The sequence below is a fragment of the Hydrogenophaga sp. UC242_53 genome (assembly GCF_042696965.1).
In the GTDB taxonomy this organism is placed as follows: Bacteria; Pseudomonadota; Gammaproteobacteria; order Burkholderiales; family Burkholderiaceae_C; genus Hydrogenophaga.
Genome location: NZ_CP170552.1, coordinates 286,351 through 303,956 on the forward strand (window position 1 = coordinate 286,351; position 17,606 = coordinate 303,956).

17 protein-coding genes and 1 pseudogene are annotated in these 17,606 nt (G+C 69.2%); 8 read left to right on the plus strand and 10 right to left on the minus strand.

The window, feature by feature from the left end; translation table 11 throughout:
* Positions 1–18: 18 nt before the first annotated feature.
* A complete protein-coding gene (locus ACFJI0_RS01480) occupies positions 19–441 on the minus strand; it encodes an ACT domain-containing protein (RefSeq protein ID WP_382323200.1) in 423 nt (140 codons plus the stop codon).
* Here ACFJI0_RS01480 and argP point away from each other — a divergent pair.
* Positions 394–1,299 carry an HTH-type transcriptional regulator ArgP gene (gene argP, locus ACFJI0_RS01485; RefSeq protein WP_382323202.1) on the plus strand — a complete coding sequence of 302 codons (906 nt, stop codon included), beginning with the start codon at positions 394–396 and terminating at the stop codon, positions 1,297–1,299. The two genes, ACFJI0_RS01480 and argP, sit on opposite strands and share 48 nt — an antisense overlap.
* 6 nt (positions 1,300–1,305) lie before the next feature.
* On the opposite strand, the gene ACFJI0_RS01490 is transcribed toward argP, so the two are convergent.
* From ACFJI0_RS01490 to ACFJI0_RS01505, 4 genes are all read right to left on the minus strand, one after another.
* A complete protein-coding gene (locus ACFJI0_RS01490) occupies positions 1,306–2,559 on the minus strand; it encodes a hypothetical protein (protein WP_382323203.1) in 1,254 nt (417 codons plus the stop codon).
* A 262-nt stretch (positions 2,560–2,821) separates the two neighbouring features.
* Positions 2,822–3,898 (minus strand): pyridoxal phosphate-dependent aminotransferase, encoded by a 1,077-nt coding sequence (locus ACFJI0_RS01495; RefSeq protein WP_382323204.1) that lies wholly within the window; start codon positions 3,896–3,898, stop codon positions 2,822–2,824.
* Complete coding sequence (locus ACFJI0_RS01500) at positions 3,895–4,707, minus strand: trypsin-like peptidase domain-containing protein (RefSeq protein ID WP_382161927.1); 813 nt, start codon at positions 4,705–4,707, stop codon at positions 3,895–3,897. Before ACFJI0_RS01500 ends, ACFJI0_RS01495 begins: the two co-directional genes overlap by 4 nt.
* Complete coding sequence (locus ACFJI0_RS01505; RefSeq protein WP_382323205.1) at positions 4,704–5,624, minus strand: alpha/beta hydrolase family esterase; 921 nt, start codon at positions 5,622–5,624, stop codon at positions 4,704–4,706. Before ACFJI0_RS01505 ends, ACFJI0_RS01500 begins: the two co-directional genes overlap by 4 nt.
* Before the next feature lie 463 nt (positions 5,625–6,087).
* On the opposite strand from ACFJI0_RS01505, the gene ACFJI0_RS01510 reads away from it, so the two are divergent.
* The 5 genes from ACFJI0_RS01510 (at position 6,088) to ACFJI0_RS01530 (ending at position 11,787) form a co-directional block, all read left to right on the plus strand.
* On the plus strand, positions 6,088–7,053 hold the full coding sequence (locus ACFJI0_RS01510) for an ABC transporter substrate-binding protein (RefSeq protein ID WP_382323206.1): 966 nt from the start codon (positions 6,088–6,090) through the stop codon (positions 7,051–7,053).
* A complete protein-coding gene (locus ACFJI0_RS01515) occupies positions 7,050–9,701 on the plus strand; it encodes a PAS domain S-box protein (protein WP_382323207.1) in 2,652 nt (883 codons plus the stop codon). The genes ACFJI0_RS01510 and ACFJI0_RS01515 overlap by 4 nt, the downstream gene beginning before the upstream one ends.
* A complete protein-coding gene (locus tag ACFJI0_RS01520; RefSeq protein WP_382161916.1) occupies positions 9,698–10,129 on the plus strand; it encodes a response regulator in 432 nt (143 codons plus the stop codon). The genes ACFJI0_RS01515 and ACFJI0_RS01520 overlap by 4 nt, the downstream gene beginning before the upstream one ends.
* A gap of 25 nt (positions 10,130–10,154) precedes the next feature.
* Positions 10,155–10,601: a universal stress protein gene (locus tag ACFJI0_RS01525; protein ID WP_291118152.1), complete on the plus strand. Its 447-nt coding sequence runs from the start codon at positions 10,155–10,157 to the stop codon at positions 10,599–10,601.
* Between the two features lie 100 nt (positions 10,602–10,701).
* Entirely contained in the window at positions 10,702–11,787 is a 1,086-nt protein-coding gene (locus ACFJI0_RS01530) for a hypothetical protein (protein ID WP_382323208.1), read from the plus strand.
* 6 nt (positions 11,788–11,793) lie between these two features.
* Here the strand turns inward: ACFJI0_RS01530 and ACFJI0_RS01535 are convergent, their stop codons facing one another.
* Together ACFJI0_RS01535 and ACFJI0_RS01540 are read right to left on the minus strand one after the other, a co-directional pair.
* The gene (locus ACFJI0_RS01535; RefSeq protein ID WP_382323209.1) at positions 11,794–12,495 is read right to left on the minus strand and encodes an ArsR/SmtB family transcription factor; all 702 of its coding nucleotides are present in this window, start codon (positions 12,493–12,495) and stop codon (positions 11,794–11,796) included.
* Between the two features lie 339 nt (positions 12,496–12,834).
* The gene (locus ACFJI0_RS01540) at positions 12,835–13,404 is read right to left on the minus strand and encodes a DUF2889 domain-containing protein (protein WP_382323210.1); all 570 of its coding nucleotides are present in this window, start codon (positions 13,402–13,404) and stop codon (positions 12,835–12,837) included.
* Between the two features lie 104 nt (positions 13,405–13,508).
* On the opposite strand from ACFJI0_RS01540, the gene ACFJI0_RS01545 reads away from it, so the two are divergent.
* Positions 13,509–14,021, plus strand: a complete 513-nt coding sequence (locus ACFJI0_RS01545) for a cupin domain-containing protein (protein ID WP_382323211.1) — start codon at positions 13,509–13,511, stop codon at positions 14,019–14,021.
* A gap of 142 nt (positions 14,022–14,163) precedes the next feature.
* Positions 14,164–14,901: a hypothetical protein gene (locus ACFJI0_RS01550; protein ID WP_382323212.1), complete on the plus strand. Its 738-nt coding sequence runs from the start codon at positions 14,164–14,166 to the stop codon at positions 14,899–14,901.
* A gap of 4 nt (positions 14,902–14,905) precedes the next feature.
* Here the strand turns inward: ACFJI0_RS01550 and ACFJI0_RS01555 are convergent.
* From ACFJI0_RS01555 to ACFJI0_RS01565, 3 genes and pseudogenes are all read right to left on the minus strand, one after another.
* Positions 14,906–16,004, minus strand: a pseudogene (locus ACFJI0_RS01555) (chemotaxis response regulator protein-glutamate methylesterase).
* A gap of 13 nt (positions 16,005–16,017) precedes the next feature.
* Complete coding sequence (gene cheD, locus ACFJI0_RS01560) at positions 16,018–16,623, minus strand: chemoreceptor glutamine deamidase CheD (RefSeq protein ID WP_382325873.1); 606 nt, start codon at positions 16,621–16,623, stop codon at positions 16,018–16,020.
* A gap of 41 nt (positions 16,624–16,664) precedes the next feature.
* Positions 16,665–17,555 carry a CheR family methyltransferase gene (locus tag ACFJI0_RS01565; protein ID WP_382323213.1) on the minus strand — a complete coding sequence of 297 codons (891 nt, stop codon included), beginning with the start codon at positions 17,553–17,555 and terminating at the stop codon, positions 16,665–16,667.
* Between the last annotated feature and the right edge of the window lie 51 nt (positions 17,556–17,606).

Below are 17,606 nucleotides of genomic sequence, written 5' to 3' on the forward strand. Positions count from 1 at the left end.
GGTGGGCGACGCAGGCACTTAGGTCTGCGCGGTTTTTCGCGAGAGCTGGCCCAGCGCGGCGAGCGTTTCGGACAACTTGTCGGACGGCACGAACAGATGGTCGTGATAAAAGCCGGAGACCACGTTGCAGGGGATCGATGCCGCCGCCAGCACGCTGCAGACTCGCGCGAGAAAGCCCACGGCTGCCAGCGAGGAGTGCACGGACAAGGTGATCAAAACGGACTCGAATTGAAAGGCGATGCCCAGCGCCTGGGCCTGCTCCTTGGGCACGATGGCCGTCAGGCCTTCCGCTTCCTGCATGGTGCAAACCGGTTCGAGTCCGTCGAGTAGCGAGGCATCGCGGAGGGTGCACCGGTGCGAGACCGTTGACTGTACAGGCGAGGAGAGAGGTTGATGCTGAACAGAGAGCAATTGGAGACGTTTGCGTCGGTCGTCGAGCATGGGAGCTTTGATCGTGCTGCCGCGGTGCTCAACGTGACCAAGGGTGCAGTGTCACAGCGCATCAAGGCGCTGGAGGACTCGCTTTCTAACGTGCTCCTGGTGCGCGCCAAGCCCGTGGTTCCCACGTCGTCCGGTGAGACACTGATGCGCCACGTCAAGATGCTTCGACTGATTGAGGAAGCCGTGTTGACCGATCTGGTGCCCACGAGCTGCGAGAAGAAGGCGGTCCCGGTCGCGATCGCCGTCAATGCCGATTCTTTGGCGACGTGGTTCTCTCAAGCGCTTTGGCGGATTCTTGAGACGAAACGCATCGCGCTGGAGTTGGTGATCGATGACCAGGATCACACCATGGAACGGCTCATCAAGGGGGAGGTGATCGGGTGCATCTCCACCAAGTCGGATGCCATGCCCGGGTTCGTTGCCGAGCCGCTGGGACACATGGAGTACCGGTGTTACGCCACGCCGCAGTTCTCGGCCCGACACTTTCCGAATGGGCTTGGCCTTCAGGCCGTGCTGGATGCACCCGCCGTCCTCTTCAACAGGAAGGACTCGCTGCACGACGACTTTCTGGAGAAGGTGTTCGGCTTTCAGGTTGCACGGTATGTGAAGCACTATCTTCCGGCTCCGAACACTTTGCGCGAAGCGATCCTGAGAGGGGCGGGCTATGGCCTCCTGCCGGCAGAGCAGGCGAAGGGTGATGTCGAGATGTCCACGTTGATCGAGCTGACCCCGGGTCAAGTCATGAAGGTCGTTCTCTATTGGCATCGATGGGAAGTCGAGCCGCCTGTCTTTCAGGAGATGACGCGCGTTGTTGTCAACGCCGCGCGCGCCACGCTGGCGCAGGAACCGTCGAAATAGAGGCACTCAGGATGGCAGTTTTCTGAGCTTCCCCGCGATGGCGACAATGCAAAAAACGGAGGCGGATGCAACCAATCCAGCCAGCAGCGAAGCGAGATCCCCGTCCGTGAAACGAGCCCCCGCCCACGCCAACAGGTAGACACCAGCAGAAGCCACGAAGCCAGTCCCCATGATGAGGGAGGCTTGTGATGCGGTCAGCTTCCAGTTCGCAAGCAGAGCGACGAAGACGATCGCGATGCTGCCGATGTAGATCACGTTCACAGAAACCATCGTGGCGACGATCCCTTGCCCGCGTGCGGCCAGCGCTGTTGCCATTCCCAGTGCGACAAGACTCGCCCGGATGCCGCTGACGAACTCGATGCCTTGAGTTGCCGAGTCCAACGCTTCGGTCATGGCTCGCGTGATGGCGGCCCCCGATCCCAGTGCGGCGGCAGACAAACCCAACAACAGCGTGCTGCCGATGGCCGCACCGAGATGGCCGACCTCTTGAGCCAAGATGAACGGGATGATCTGTTTCGCATCGGAGAGGTTCGTGAGATGGCCGCCTTCCTTGAACCCGAGCACGACCGACGCGGGAAGAAAGCTCACGGCGATCAGACACCCCGCAGCAATGAGGCAACCCCACACGGCGCCAGAGGCTCGCCTGGCCGCCAGAAGGAACTGGTGGTAGTCGGCGCCCGTGCACACCAGCGCGGCAACCGCGACCGAGATGGACACCATGGCGCCAATGCCCAGCAAGGGCGCGTCAGCGATGAACCTCTGTGGGCTTTTCAGGTAGATGGCGCCACCGTTGCCATTGATCAATGCGAGGACGAGAACCACGCCACTTGCCAACAAGAAGACAGAGAGCACGGCAGAGGCGGTCCTCAAATTCAGCCGGGATGCAACCAGGATGCATAGCAACACGAGCGCGTAGGCTGCGATCGCGCTCAATCCCAGCAGGTTGAGGATGGCAACGCCACCATGGATTTGTGCCGCCAGCACCCCGGCCATCCAGATCACCGACAAGAGGGCCACAGCCTGTCTGGAGCGTTCCCCAAAGGCTGCCCCAAAGAAGTCCCAGATGGACATGCCGGATCGCCACAACCGGGCCGCAAAAAAAGTGAGCAAGAGCATGCCGAAGGCGGTGGCCAGGCCGTAGATGCTGCCGCCCATGCCATAGGTCATCGCCATTTCGCCTGAGCCCAACAGGAATCCGATGCCGTAGCTCGCCGACACGAGCAATGCAGCGACTTGAAAAGCGCTCAATGTCCGGCGCACGCTGGATGCCCCTCCTCATGCGCACGAGGGCCGGTACAGAGCTGTGCTCCGTTGCAGTTCTTCCAGAATGGCGCTTCTCTGAATCATGGGCTTCTCCGAGAGATCCCTTGGCCCTGGATGGGCCTTTCGGGGTGCGCGCATTCTCTCGGTGCCGGTGGTCTACGAGGCCTTTTTTCTCATCGGTTTAGAAAATTTGAGAAAGAGGCAAAAGAATTGAACACGCCTGCCTTCTCACGTTCAACCAAGGGAAGTGAGTCTCTTCCTAGGCCATCAACCCAGCCGCGCGCAGGAACGCATCGTTCTCTTCCACCGTGCCCACGGTCACGCGGAAGCAGCCCTGCAGGCCGTGCAGGCGGTCCTGCCGGCGCACCAGCACGCCGCCGGCGAGCAGTTGCGCATGCGCCTGGGCCGCGTCGGGTGTGCGCACGAGCAGGAAGTTGGCGTGCGAGGGCAGGGGCCGCCAGCTCAGGTGGCCTTGCAAGGCGGTGAACAGGCGCTCGCGTTCGCGCAGGGTTTGCGCCACGCGCTCTTTCACGTAGCCGGGGTGCTCCAGCGCCACTTGCGCGCACACCGTCTGCAGCACCGACACGCCAAACGGCGGCACCAGCTTGCGCAACTGGCGCACCACGCCGTCGGAGGCCAGCGCGTAGCCCATGCGCAGGCCGGCCAGGCCCCAGGCCTTGGAGAGCGTGCGCAGCAGCACCACGTGCGGGTGTCGGCGCGCGAGTTCGCGCGCATCGTGTTCGGTGAAGTGGTGGTAGGCCTCGTCGATGACGAGCAGCCAGCCGTGGCCGCTGGCCTGCGCGAGCCGCTCCAGTTCGTCGAGTTCGCACAGCGAGCCGGTGGGCGCGTGCGGGCGGGGCAGGTAGATCACGCCCTGCGGCGCGGGGCCCGGTGAGGTGCCCAGGGCGGCGATCACGGCATCGATGTCGATCGAGGTGTCGTCGCGCAGCGGCACTTCGGTGAGGGTGGCGCCGAGCAGTTCCGCGTCCAGGCCGTAGAGCGCGAAGTTGGGTTTGACGGTGACGACGCGCCCGCCGCCCAGCGCGCTGAGCTGGATCAGCAGGGCGATCAGCACGTTGCTGCCGGTGGTGACCACGGTGCCTTCGGGCGACCAGCCTTCGTGCCGCGCCATCGCTTCGCACAGGGCTTCGGCGTTGAGGTCGGTGTAGCGGTGCCAGGGCAGCTGGCGCAGGCGCTCGAGCGCGAGGCCTTTCAGTTCGTCGGGGAAGTCGGCGAAGGATTCGTTCTGGTCGAGCTTGATGGGCGCCGTGATCGGGGAGAAGGGGTAGTCGGGGCTGGCGAGGACGGCGGGGCGGACAGGAGGCAGCGGGTTCATTCGGCGGTGGCGGGTTCGGTCAGGGTGAGCAGGATGTCGGCGTACCAGGCGCAGTTCAGGCCCAGCGACTCGTCGAGCACGAGGTCGCGGTTGCCCATGTCCATGCGCGAGGAGTGCACGCCCAGCAGCTTCCAGGGCAGGGCGGCGGTGGCGGGTGTGGGTTGGGTGTCGCGCATGACCACGGCCGCGCCGCTGGTGCCCCGGTGGGTGCGCGCGTCGGTCAGGAAGAAGCCCTGGGCCTGGAAGCGGATGCCGAAGGGCGAGGCGATGGCCGCGTGGCGCAGCACCGGCAGGTGGTGCACCACGTCGTGGAAGCCGAGCGGAAAACCCACCACCATCAGCGAGGTGTCGGCGGGCACGGCGTCGAAGGCGGTCTGCAGGTGGGCCGGTGTGAAGGCGCGCACCACGGCCTCGGCGGGGAAGGCGCCGCGGTCGAGTTCGATCACCGCCACGTCGATCTCACCACCGCTGTCCTCGCCCTGGTGCCAGACGGCGAGGCCGTCCACGTACAAGGGCACCGAGAAGCCGGTGGAGACCGTGAGGTTGACCGCGTCCATGTGCAGGCCGATCTCGATGCGGTCGGGCCGGTGGTCGGTGGCCTCGTCGATCAGCACGTGGCGGCTGGTGACGAGGTACAGGCGCGCGTCGCGCTCGAAGAAGAAGCCGCTGGCGTTGGTCAGCGGCTGGGTGCCCACGAAGGTGGAGACCTGGGGCGCGGCCAGGAACAGCGGGTCCACCAGCACGGGGGCGGTGGCGGGGGCCGGGGCCTTGGCGACGGCCTTGGGCGCGTGGCGGGTGTGTTTGCTCATCGGTCCAGTGTGGCAGGTTTCGTGGGCGTTTCCGTGCCGGGCATCCGGCGGAACTGGCGCGAGACGAAGGCCCAGGCCATGCGCGAGGCATCGGGCCCCCGGGCGTCGCTGTAGGGCTGGCTGGCCGTGCCGCCGCTCCACGCATGGCCCAGCCGGGGCACCTCCACCAGGCTGACCAGGGCGCGGCCGCGCTGCTTGAAATCGGTCACCGTCATGGGGTGGCGCTGGCCACGCCGCAGTTCGCGGGGCGCGCCGGCGGTGGCGCCGAGTTGCCCGGCCCACAGCCGCGCCACGGCCGCGCCGTTGCTGGGCGAGACCACGGCGTCGCTGCCGCCCTGGATGACCAGCAGTGGTGGCCAGCGCTCGGCCGCGGGGGCGGCGGGCGCTTCGCCTGGCGGCGCTGGCAGGCGGCGCCCGCGCATGGCGGCGAGCGCGGTGGCGGTGGATTCGGCCACCCCGGGCGCCACGCCCGAGTGCATCACCACGGCCTGGAAGCGCGCGGGCTCGCGCGTGGCCAGCAGCGCCGCCATGCCAGCGCCGGCCGAGAGGCCGGCCAGCGCGATGCGCGCGGGGTCCACCGGGTAGAGCAGGGTGGCCTGGTCGATCATCGCGAGGATGAGCGAGGCCTCGGCCTGGGCGCGGCCGCTGCGCGTGTCGTACCAGTTCCAGCAGCGCTGGGGGTGGGCCAGGCGGTCCTGCTCGGGGTAGAGCACCAGAAAACCTTCGCGGCGCGCCAGGGCGTTCATGCGCGTGCTGGCCGCGAAGCCCGCACTGTCCTGGCCGCAGCCGTGCAGCATCACCAGCAGCGGCACCTTCCCTTGGGCAGGCAGGTCGGGCGGGCGGTAGAGCCGGTAGCGCCGCGCGCCGCCGGGGCCCAGGGCCAGGCCGGGCAGCCAGTCGCCCGGGCCGGTGCGCAACGCCGCGCGTCGCCTTGGCCCGCGCCACCCGGGGGGCGCGCGGCAGTTGTCGGGCCGCGCGCGCCATCGCGCGCAGGTTGCGGTTGAAGGCCTTGACCCAGGTGGACGTGGCGCGCCGGCGTGCCACGGCGTCAGCCCCTGCGGTGCGGCAGTGGCGCCGGGCTCAGGCGCATCTGGGCGCCCAGGCAACGGACAGGCTCATCGGGCGCAGTACGTCGATGCGCGCGGGCCCCAGGAGGTCGTGCAGGGATAGGCCGTGGAGGTCGATCATGCGCAGTGGGGGTGGCAAAGCGGGCAAAAGTTCAGTTTTGCGGCCTGTCGTGGCCAAGGGATGGTCCGAAACCGCCCTTGATGGTGACAGAATGTTTTGATGGCAGATGGGATGCGGAGCAATTCGGGACTCGAAGGGAGGCTCGCTGGACAGGGTGCTGTCCTCGGGTGGTGGCTGCGCGCCCGCGCGGCCTTGGGCTGGCTGGCCTGTGTGGGCGCGCTGGCGGGTCTGATGGCCTGCAGCGAGCCGCCCCAGCCACCGCTGGTGGTCGGTCTCAACACCTGGGTCGGCTACGACCCGCTGGTGCTCGCGCGCGACCGGGGCCTGGCCGATGCGAAGCAGGTGAAGGTGGTGGAGCTCATCTCCAGCGCGGAGGCCCTGCGCCATCTGCGCAACGGTTTGCTGGACGCGGCGGGCCTCACCATGGACGAGGCCCTGCGCCTGGTCGACGGCGGCTTCGACGTGCGCATCGTCGCGCTGCTCGACACCTCGGCCGGTGCCGACGTGGTGGTGGCCGCGCCGCGCATCACGAGTCTGCAGAAACTGCGCGGTGAACACATCGCGGTGGAAGACGCCACCGTGGGCACGCTGATGCTCGAACGCCTGCTGCGCAAGGCGAACCTGCGGCGCGAGGACGTGACCGTGTTGCGCATGGACGCCACGCAGCACAAGACGGCGCTGCTGAGCGACCGCGTGGCCGCGGCGGTGAGCTACGCGCCGATCGACGGGCCGATCCAGGCCCTGGGCTACCGCGCCATCTTCGACAGCCGCCAGATGCCGGGCGAGATCGTCGACGTGCTGGTGGTGCGGGGCGAGGTGTTGCGCCAGCGCCCCGAGGCGGTGGACGCGCTGATGGCGGCCTGGGCCGCCGGCCTCAACGTGATGCGGCTGGACCCGGGTGGCGCGGCCACCTCGCTGGCGCCCGGCGCCGACCTGACACCCGCGCAATACCAGGCGGTGCAGCGGGGGCTGCGCTTCTATTCACCCGAGGAGTCGCTGGCCATGCTCACCGGCAACCCACCCCCGCTGGCGCAGCAGGGCGAGGGCGTGGCCCGCCTGCTGGTGGAACTCGGGGTGCTGCGCTCGGCCCCCAACTGGGCCGCGCTGATCGACACCACACCGGCGCTGCGCGCACCGACCGCGGGGCCCTTGCCATGAAGCCGGTGACCCGCCTGCTCTCCCTTCCCGCGCGCTGGCTCGCGCCTTTTCTGCTGGCCGCCTTCGCCCTCACGACCACGGGCGTCAACCTGGCGATGCAGTGGCGCGAGGTCGATCAGCAGGTGACCGACAGCGAGACCCGGCGCCTGCGCGAACGCCTGGGTGTGGAGCAGAGCCGGCTGAGCGCCGAGACCGGCAACGCCAACACGCTGCTGGTGCGCCGGCTCGTGGGCGGGCTGGGCCTGTACAGCGGCATGCAGCACGCCTACCTGATCGATGCGCGCGGCGTGGTGCTGGCGTCGCTGATGCGCACCGACATCGGCCTGCCGTTCGCCGATCTGCAGGGTCTCTACCCCGAGCTCGAGGGCGTGAAACCCCTGTTGGCCGAGCCCATGGCCGGCGCCACCCTGCAGGTGGGGCGCGCGGCCGGTTCATCCCTCCTGTTTGGCCGGGCGGCGCTGGAGCCGGGGCACGAGTTGCTCACCGTCGTCGACCTGAGCCAGCCCATGGCCGTGCGCTTCGTGGGCATGCGCTCGCAGGTGCTGCGCGAGAGCCTGGTCCTGCTCGTGCTGGTGGCCCTGCTCGCGCTGCTCCTGCACTGGGTCTGGTTCCGGCGCGCCGAGCAGCTGGCCCGTGCCCTGACCTCCATGGGCGAAGGCCAGTTGCAGGCGCGCACCGGGCTGCAGGGGCGCGACGAACTCGCGCTGATCGGCGCCGCCGCCGACCGCATGGCCGAGCGCCTGCAGGCCAGCCACGCGCAGCTGCAGCGCATGAACGACGTGGTGGACCGCTCGCCGCTGGTGGTGATCGAGTGGGACAACGTGATCGGCTGCCCGATCCGCTACGTGAGTCCCTCGATCGCCCAGTGGGGCTACGCGCCCGAGCCGCTGCTGCAGGGCCGCATGACCTACGACGACCTGATCCACCCCGACGACGTGGGCCAGGTCAACGCCGAGATCGACGGCTACCTGAAGCGCGGGCCGGACACCTACCGCCAGGAATACCGCCTGCGCTGCGCCGATGGCCGCTGGATCTGGATCGACGACCGCAGCGCGCTCACCCGCAACGCCGAAGGCCAGGTCACGGCCATCAGTGGCGTGCTGCTGGACATCACGGTGCAGAAGGAAGCGCAGATCGCGCAGCGCGAGCAGGCCGAGTTCCAGCGCCTGTTCTACGAGCTGCCCCTGATCGGCATGGCGATTTCCTCGCCCCACAGCACCAGCTGGCTGCAGGTCAACGACCGGCTGTGCCAGATCCTGGGCTATCCGCGCGAGGAGCTGCTGCAGCGGACCTGGTCCGAGATGACCCCGGCGCCCGATCTGGAGCGCAACCTCGCGCTGCTCGACCGCATGAAGGCCGGCCTGACCGACAGCTACCAGATGCACAAGCGCTTCGTGCGCCGGGACGGCAGCTTCGTGCACACCGAGATCCATGTGCGCGCGGTGCGCGAGCCCGACGGCGCGCTCAAGCACCTGTTCTCCATCGTGCAGGACATCACCGAGCGGCTGCAGACCAGCCAGGCCCTGAGCGACCAGAAAGGCCTGCTGGAGCAGGCCGAGGCCATGGCCGGCCTGGGCAGCTGGCTGTACGACTCGCACACCAAACACATCTGGTGGTCGCGCCAGATGTACCGCAACATCGGCCGCGACATCGCGCAGGGCCCGCCGCCCACCCTCAAGGACTACCTCGACTGCCTGCACCCGGACGACCGCGAGCGCGTGGCGCGTTTCATGCGCGCCCTGCCGAGCAACCGGGGCCGCCTGCACGCCGAGTTCCGCCGCCACCCCTCGCTCGGGCCCGAGCGCTGGTTCCGGGGCGGCGTCGAATGCCGCGCGCTGGCGGAAAACGCCGGCCACCACTACAGCGGCACCCTGCTCGACATCACGCAGATCAAGCAGGCGCAGATGAACCTGGAGCGCATCAACGCCCGGCTGGAGCAGCGCGTGGCCGAGCGCACCGAGCAGCTCAGCGCGGCCAACCGCGAACTCGAAGCCTTCTCGTACACCGTCTCGCACGACCTCAAGGCGCCGCTGCGTGGCATCGACGGCTACAGCCAGTTGCTGCAGGAAGAGCACAGCGAGCGGCTGGACGACGAAGGCCGGCAGTTCATTGGCCGCATCCGGCGCGGCGTGCAGCAGATGGGCGCGCTGATCTCGGACCTGTTGGACTACTCGCGCATGGAGCGCCGCACCATGGAACACCAGGCGGTGGAATTGCGCCCGCTGCTGGACCTGGTGCTCGAAGGCCACGCGGCCGACATCGCGGCCGCCCGCACCGAGCTGCGCCTGCAGCTCGAGCCCATGACCCTGCAGCTGGACCGAGAGGGGCTCGCGGTGGTGCTGCGCAACCTGGTCGGCAACGCCATCAAGTTCAGCCAGGGGCGCCAGCCGCCCCGGGTGGAGATCGGCTCGCGCAGCGAAGCGGGGCGGCGCATCCTCTGGGTGCGCGACAACGGCGTGGGCTTCGACATGAAGTACCACGACCGCATCTTCGGCATCTTCCAGCGCCTGCAGCGCGCCGAGGACTACGCCGGCACCGGCGTGGGCCTGGCGCTGGTGGCCAAGGCGGTGCAGCGCATGGGTGGCCGCGTGTGGGCCGAGAGCGCACCGGACCAGGGCGCCACGTTCTATCTGGAGTTTCCGTCATGAGCGCCGCCAAACCGCTGCCGTCCATCCTGCTGGTGGAGGACAACCCGATGGACATGGACCTCACCCTGCGGGCTTTCAACAAGAAGAAGTTCTCCAACACCATCCATGTCGCGCGCGACGGCGAGGAGGCGCTGGCCTGGTTGCCCCGCTGGGAAGCCGGCGAGGCCCTGCCCGCCGTGATCCTGCTCGACCTCAACCTGCCGCGCGTCAACGGCCTGGAGGTGTTGCAGCAGCTCAAGGCCCATCCGCGCTTTCGCAGCATCCCCGTGGTGATATTGACATCGTCGCGGGAGGACAGCGACCTCAAGTCCGCCTACGATCTGGGGGTGAGCTCGTACATCGAGAAACCGGTGAGCTTCAGCAAGTTCATCGAGGTGGCCGAGCGCATCGAGCTGTACTGGTGCGTGCTCAACGAGCGGCCCTACTGACCACAAGACAAGGAATGGAAAGACCATGCTGAAAATCCTCATCCCCGTCGATGGTTCCTCGCACGCCCTGCTGGCCGTGCACCACGCGCTGCGGCTCGTGGGCGCCGGTCTGAAGGCGCGCTTCGTGGTGGCGAACGTGCAGGAGTCGGCCAACCTCTACGAGCTCGTGGTGGCGCACGACCCGGCGGTCCTGCAGCAGGTGAGCGAGGCCGCCGGGCGCGACCTCGTGCGCCCGGCCGTCGCCTTGCTCAGCGCCGCGGGCCTGCAGGTCGAGTCGGCCGTGGCCAGCGGCGACCCGGCCCACCGGCTGGCCGAGATCCTGGAAGGCCATGCTTGCGACGCCGTCATCATGAGCACGCGCGGCGGCGGCCTGCGCTCGGCCGTGCTGGGCTCGGTGTCGCAGGACATGGTGCAGCGCTCGCCCGTGCCCGTGACCCTGGTGAAGGTGCCCGAAGACGCGGCACCCGACTGACGCCGGCGGCACCGCCGCACCGAGGAGCCGGCCCAGGCCGGCTCTTCGCTCGTTCACCGATCCCCCCTTCGGCTTTACTTCCCGTTCCACACCCCTGCCCGTGACCCTGCTCTTTGCCGCCCCCGATGCCTCCGGCGCGCTTCGCTTCATCGGCGAAGTCGAGCGCGGGGCCGACTGCGGCTGCCGGTGCCCGGTGTGTGGCAGCGCCCTGGTGGCGCGCCAGGGGGCCGCCAACGAATGGCATTTCGCGCACGAGGCCTCGCAGGAGCGGCCCGAATGCGCGGCGGCGGCGGCCAGCATGCTGCGCCGCTTCATGCTCGAACACCTGCAGGCCCGGGGCGAGGCCGGCGCGCTCTCGCTGCCGCCGTACCAGCAGCGGGTGGCGATCGTGCGCGCCCTGATCAACGTGCACGAAGACGTGCAATGGGGCGCCCAGGCGATGGGCGCGCTGCAATGGCTGTCCGAGGCGGCGCTGCACGAACCGGTGGCGCGCGCGCGGCTCGACACCGGCGCGGACCTGCACCTGTTCGTGACGGTCGGCGAGGCCGAACCGCCACCCCCCGACACGGGCTGCGCGCAGCTGGTGTTTCGCTGCCGCCTGCCGCCGGCCTCGGTGCTGCGCGATCGCCACGCGGCCGAGCAACACCTGGCGCAGCACGGGGAACTGGCCTGGGTCCACCACCCGGACACGCTGGGCCTGGTCGCGGCCGCGCAGGCGCGGCTGGAAGCGCGCGGCCGCCAGATCTATGCCAACTGGCTGGCCATGGCCGATGCCGCCGGTGGCCCGGCCACCGTCGTCGACACCCGCCCGCCGCCGCTGTTCTATGGGCCCAGCACACGCACCGAACCCAAGGAGGCGCCGCGGTATGCCTGCGCGCCCGCGCATGCGCCGAACGTGAGCTTCACGCTCTACCGCTTGTCGCCCACCGAAGCCTGGTTGCTCTACCTGCTCGAACGCGTGGGCCCGCTCGACTGGCGCACCGCCACGGAGAAGTTCTACGCGCTGGCGCCGTACCCGGGCCCTTTCGAAGGCTGGGCTCAGGCCTTGCCGCTCAGCGTGGGTGTGGCCGACCTGGATGTGGGCATCGTGCGCTGCACGGGTTTTCTGAACGCGGTCACCTACCTCTCGCGCCGCTCGCAACTCACGCGCAGCGGCCGCGACCCGATGGCTTTCCAGGGCGTGTGAGGCCCATCAGGCCGCGCGGCCGGCCGCCTGCTCCAGCCGGGGCAGCAGTTCGCGCTGCCCCTTGGGCGTGAGGTCCAGCACCCGACCGCCGCCGCGCCGCAGCCAGCCTTGGGTGGTGAGGTGCTGGAGGATGTCGTCGGCCAGCTGGCCGGCCAGGTGGTCGCGCCGTTCCGACCAATCCAGACAGGGGTAGGCAAAGCGCCGGCTGGCGCGGGGTGGCGCGGGCTGCAGGTCCAGGTGGTCGGACAGCCACGTGTGCCCGGCCTCGGTGAGGGCGTAGCCGCCGGCCTGGGCCGCCAGCGCGCCCCGGGTCTGCAGGGCGTCGTGCAGCAGGATGCCCAGGCGCCCCGCCATGTGGCCGTAGCAGCAGCGGGCGTAGCGCAGGCGTTGGCGCTCGGGATGGGCCCAGGCCTGGTCGTGCACGTCGCGTTCGGCCACCAGGGCCAGCGCTTCGAGCGCGTGCGCCACGTCGGCGTCGGCCAGCCGGTAGTAGCGGTGCCGCCCGCGTGGCTCGCAGACCACGAAACGCGCGTCCAGCAGCTGGGCGAGGTGGCCGCTGGCGGTGGCGGGGGTCACCGAGGCCGCCTTGGCCAGCTCGCCCGCGCTGGCGAACTCGCCGCTCATGAGGTAGGACAGCATGCGCGAGCGCGCCGGGTCGGCCACCATGGCGGCCACGCGGGCGAGGCGGGGTTCGTGAGCGGCTTTCATGGGGTCAGCGTAACGCAGTCAGGGCGCCATGTGACACGCCTTGTTTCGGTGGGGGCCAAAGCGTTGCACCGGTCATCGGCGCCCAGGGGGAGCGGCTCCGCGAATGTCCCCGACCCGGCTTCGCCGGGTCTCCTCCTTCACTTCGCTGCGCCGCGCCCCCTGGGCACCGACGACCTCATTGGCACACGGCGAATGGGCGATCCAGCATCCCTTCTGGCGCATGGGCCTTTGGCGTTCTGCGCAGCGGGGTAAAGGAGGAGGCGGCACCAGCCGCCGGGGGACACCCGCGGAGCAGAGCGCCAAAGGCCCATGCGCCCGCGATGCAGTCGAATGAAGCGGCTAGGAAGTCACAGACGACGAGACCGGCGGTTGCCAGCGAAAGAACATCGGATACACCCGCTCCACCACCGGTCCATTGAAATCCCAGCCCACGCACTGGCCCAGGTGCGCGGGTGGGCGGCCATCGCCCTTGGGCGCGAACGCACCCGCGCCCGCGCAGGTCTGGAAGGCCGCCGTGGCGAGGTTGAACAGCAACTCCCGCAAATGCGTGCAGCCCTGCACGTCGCCCAGGTGGCGCTGGATGGTCTGGCGCCAACCGCGCCCCAGCACCTCACCCACCATGCGCTGCAGGTTGGGCATGGCCTCGGGACACGGACCGTGCGGAAAAGCGTCCATCGCGACCTCGACCGCGCGGATCACCATGCCCTCGTCGAAGGTGACGCGCAGGCGCATGTGGTGGATGGGCTCGCCCGCCAGCCAACGGCCTTCGTCGTGGATCTCGATGTCGTGCGGCTTGCTGTCGTGCAGTTCGCCTTCCACCTCCCACAGGCCGTCGTCGCGCCGGAAGCCCTGGTAGGTGACGCGCCGGGTGTGCATGGGCGTGCGGGGAGCGGGGGTGGGCAAGGGCAAGGCAGTTTCTCCGGACAACGTGGGGTCGAACCCCGCATTTTCCCGCCATGCGCCCTTGCGCGCAGACTGGCACACTCAAGACCCGCGATTCGGAGACACCCGCCATGGCCCACGAGCACCATCCCCACGCGCCCCATGACCCCGATCACCCTGCCGACCCGGACTGGAAACACGACGGCGTGCGCGTGATCCCGGGCAACCAGCTCGACGGCAACGTGCCCTCCACCCCGGGCATGGACCGCAAGGCCGCGATCAACTTCGCGCGCGTGGGCGCACAGAAACTCTGGGCCGGCACCGTCACCATCCACCCCGATGCCAAGACCGGCGCCCACCACCACGGCCCGCTGGAGAGCGTGATCTACGTGGTGCGCGGCCGGGCGCGCATGCGCTGGGGCGAACAGCTGGAGTTCACCGCCGAGGCGGGCCCGGGCGACTTCATCTACGTGCCACCCTACGTGCCGCACCAGGAAATCAACGCCAGCCCCACCGAGGCGCTGGAGTGCGTGCTCTGCCGCAGCGATGGGCAGGCGGTGGCGGTCAACCTGGACATCGAACCGGTGGAAAAACCCGAGCAGGTGCTCTGGGTGGACCCGACGCACCCGACCGGCGGCGTCTGAGGCGGCCGCCCATCGGCCCGTCCGTCTGTCGGCCCCGCGCGCCGGGAGGCGAAGAAAGTTCTCAAGTTCGTGTGTTCCCGGCCGAAAACCCGGCAAGAACACCGGGCTTGTCTCGCCCGGTGGCCGCCGTGAGGGGAAGCCCATGCTGAACATTTCGAGCACCACTGCCGTGTCCTGGCCGACGCCGGTGTCCACCGCCGTCGCGCCGGTGTCGCCGGTCGCCGCCGTGCAGCCCGTGCAGGCGGGCGGCAACGACGGCAAGGCCCAGACCGGTTTTGGCCGCGAAGGCCGCACCGCCACGCCGTCGCAGGCCGCTGCCGCCGCCCGCGCGGCCGTGGACGGGCGCGCCGCGGCGACCGACGATGACGCCGCCGCGCTGCCGGCTTCGCGCAGCGCCTCCGGTGTGCCAGCGGCGCCGCAGGACGTGGCCGCCCAGCGGCAGGCCCAGCAGGAAGCCGCCCAGGTGGCCGAACAGCGCCAGGCCAAGGACAAGAAGGCGGTGGAGCACCTGCAGAACGTGCTCTCCCGCATGTGGGAGGCCAGCGCCGCCGTGGTGGACCGCGCGCTGGGCATCGAGCCCGCGAAGGGCAGCGAACTGCCCGGCAACCAGAGCGATACCGCGCCCGACCTGTCGGCGGTGACGGCCTCGATGATCCCGCGCAAGCCCCTGACAGCGGACCGCCCGGACCGGCCGGCGATGGAGCAACTGCCCTGGCCGGTGATGCCCGAAGGCGGCGAGGTCGCCGAGGCGGTGGAACTGGACGTGGTCGGTGATGGCGTGGGCCCCGAGGCCATGGCCGAGCTGGTGGCCTACGACGAACACGGCCACGGCAGCGCCGCGCCGGTGGAAGCCGGCACGCTTCTCAGCGAGCGGGTCTGAACGATCAAATCCGGTGCCGCACGCCCGAGGGCGAGCTGGCCAGCCGGTTCAACACCGCATTGGCGATCTGGTTGAGCGGCAGCACCTCGTGCGCCGCGCCGTGCTGGATGGCGATGCGCGGCATGCCGAACACCACGCAGCTGGCCTCGTCCTGCACGTAGTTGTAGCTGCCGGCGTCCTTCATCTCGCGCATCGCGGCGGCGCCGTCGCCCCCCATGCCGGTGAGCATGATGCCCAGGGCGTTGGGGCCGAGCACGCGCGCGGCCGACTTGAACAGCACCTCCACCGAAGGGCGGTGGCGGTTCACGGGTTCGGTGTCTTCCAGCACGGCCACGTAGTTGGAGCCGCTGCGGTCGATGCGCAGGTGGCGGCCACCCGGGGCGATGTAGGCGTGGCCGGGCAGGATGCGCTCGCCGTCGCGCGCTTCGGCCACGCGGATGCGGCACAGCGTGTTGAGGCGGTTGGCAAAACTGGTGGTGAAACCCGGCGGCATGTGCTGGGTGATCACGATGCCCGGTGCGTCGGCCGGCATGGGCACCAGCACCTCGCGGATGGCCTCGGTGCCGCCGGTGGACGAACCGATGCAGATGATCTTTTCGGTGGACAGGCGCGGCAGCGGCGCGCGCGGCGGCTCGGCGGCGTGGCCGGCAGCGGTGGGCGTGGCCTGGGCGGTTCCCGGGGCGGCGGCCAGGCGCTTCACATGGGCCTTGGCGGCCACGCGGATCTTGTCGACGATGTCGCCGGCCAGTTCGTTCAGGCCGCTGCTCACGCCGATGCGCGGCTTGCGCAACGAAATCGACCGCGCCCATCTCCAGCGCGCGCAGCGTGATCTCGGCTCCCTGCTCGGTCAGGGTGGAGACCATCACCACCGGCATCGGGCGCAGGCGCATCAGCCGCGAGAGGAACTCCAGGCCGTCCATGCGCGGCATTTCCACGTCGAGCGTGATCACGTCGGGGTTGAGTTCGCGGATCATCTCGCGCGCCACCAGCGGGTCGCTGGCCGCGCCGATGCAGGCCATGTCGGGCTGGCGGTTGATGATTTCGGTGAGCAGGCTGCGCACCAGGGCCGAGTCGTCGACCACGATGACCTTGATTTTTGCCATGTTGTTTTCTCCCTTAGAACAGATCCACCGAGCCGCCGGCCGTGGCCTTGGCCACGACGGCCGCGCTGCCCTTGCGTTCCTGGGTCTCGATGGTTTCGGGGTGCGAGTGCGCCAGGCGCTTGACCATGGCCTTGCCCGTAGCCGGGAAGTAACACACCTTGCGCGGGTAGATGTCGAGCACGTCCTTGGAGACCACGGCGATGCGCTCGGTCTGCAGGTAGTCGAGCACGAAGGCGGTGTTGCGCTCACCCACGTTCATGGTGGTGAAGGTGTGCATCACCTGCCCGCCGCCGAATACCTTGGCCTGCATGCTCTCGCGCCGGGCGCCGAGCTTGATCATCTCGTTGATCAGCAGTTCCATCGCGTAGGAGCCGTAGCGCCCGCTCGAATCGTTGCCGCCGTCGGGCAGCATGAAGTGGTTCATGCCGCCCACGCGCACGCGCGGGTCCCAGATGCAGGCGGCGATGCAGGAGCCCAGCACCGTCATCACCACCAGGTCGTCGGCGGTCACGTAGTACTCGCCCGGCAGGACCTTCACCGCGTCGTGCTTGAAGTGGTGGTCCTGGTAGAAGAAGCTGGCCTCGCCCGGCTTGGTGGGGCGCCCTCTGAGGGCGTCCAGCCGGGATGTCGTGCCCGCGGACGGGCGCGCTGCGCACGGCGTCAAATGCGCTCATACACGGTCTTTCCGCGCAGGGCGAAGAGGTTGCGGGCGTCGCTGAAGTTCTCCGCGTGGCCCACGAACAGCATGCCGCCGGGCTTCATCACGCGGTGGATGCGCTCGAGCACGGCGCGCTGCGTGGCGGCGTCGAAGTAGATCATCACGTTGCGGCAGAACACCACGTCGAAGGGTTCGCGGAACGGCAGGTTCTCGATCAGGTTGACGCTCAGGAATTCCATGTGCTTCTGCAGCTCGGGCTTCACGCGCATCAGGCCGGCGTTGCCCGCCTTGCCGCGCATGAAGAAGCGCTGCAGGCGCTCGGGGCTCAGGCCCTTGACGCCGTCGGCCTTGTAGATGCCGCGCTGCGCGGTGGCCAGCACCTTGGTGTCGATGTCGCTGTTGACGATCTGGAATGAGCCTGAAGCCCCCAGCGCCTCGGTGGCCGTCATGGCGATGGAGTAGGGCTCCTCGCCGGTGGAGGCGGCCGAGCACCAGATGCGCCAGGCCTGCGTGCGTTTGGCGGCCAGCAGGTCGTTCAGGATGCCGAAGTGGTGCGATTCGCGAAAGAACGCGGTGAGGTTGGTGGTCAGCGCGTTGATGAACTCCTGCCACTCGGCGCCGTCGTGCTGCTCCAGCCAGTCAAGGTAGGTCTTGAAACTGTCGTGACCGGTCTCGCGCAGGCGGCGCGAGACGCGGCTGTAGACCATGGCGTGTTTGCCGTCGTGCAGGCTGATGCCGGCCTTCTTGTAGATCAGGGCCTTGATGCGCGTGAAGTCGTCGTTGGACCAGACGAATTCTCGGCCTTCGGTCAGGGGGCCGTCTTCGGGTGCGGGCGCGCTCGCCCGGCCCGTGGGCAAGGGGGAGCGCTTCGGGGGCGTGGTCTGCAGCAGCATGGGGTCCTGACTGAGGAAAAGCGGGGGGCGCCAGGCAGCGGGGCGAAAGGA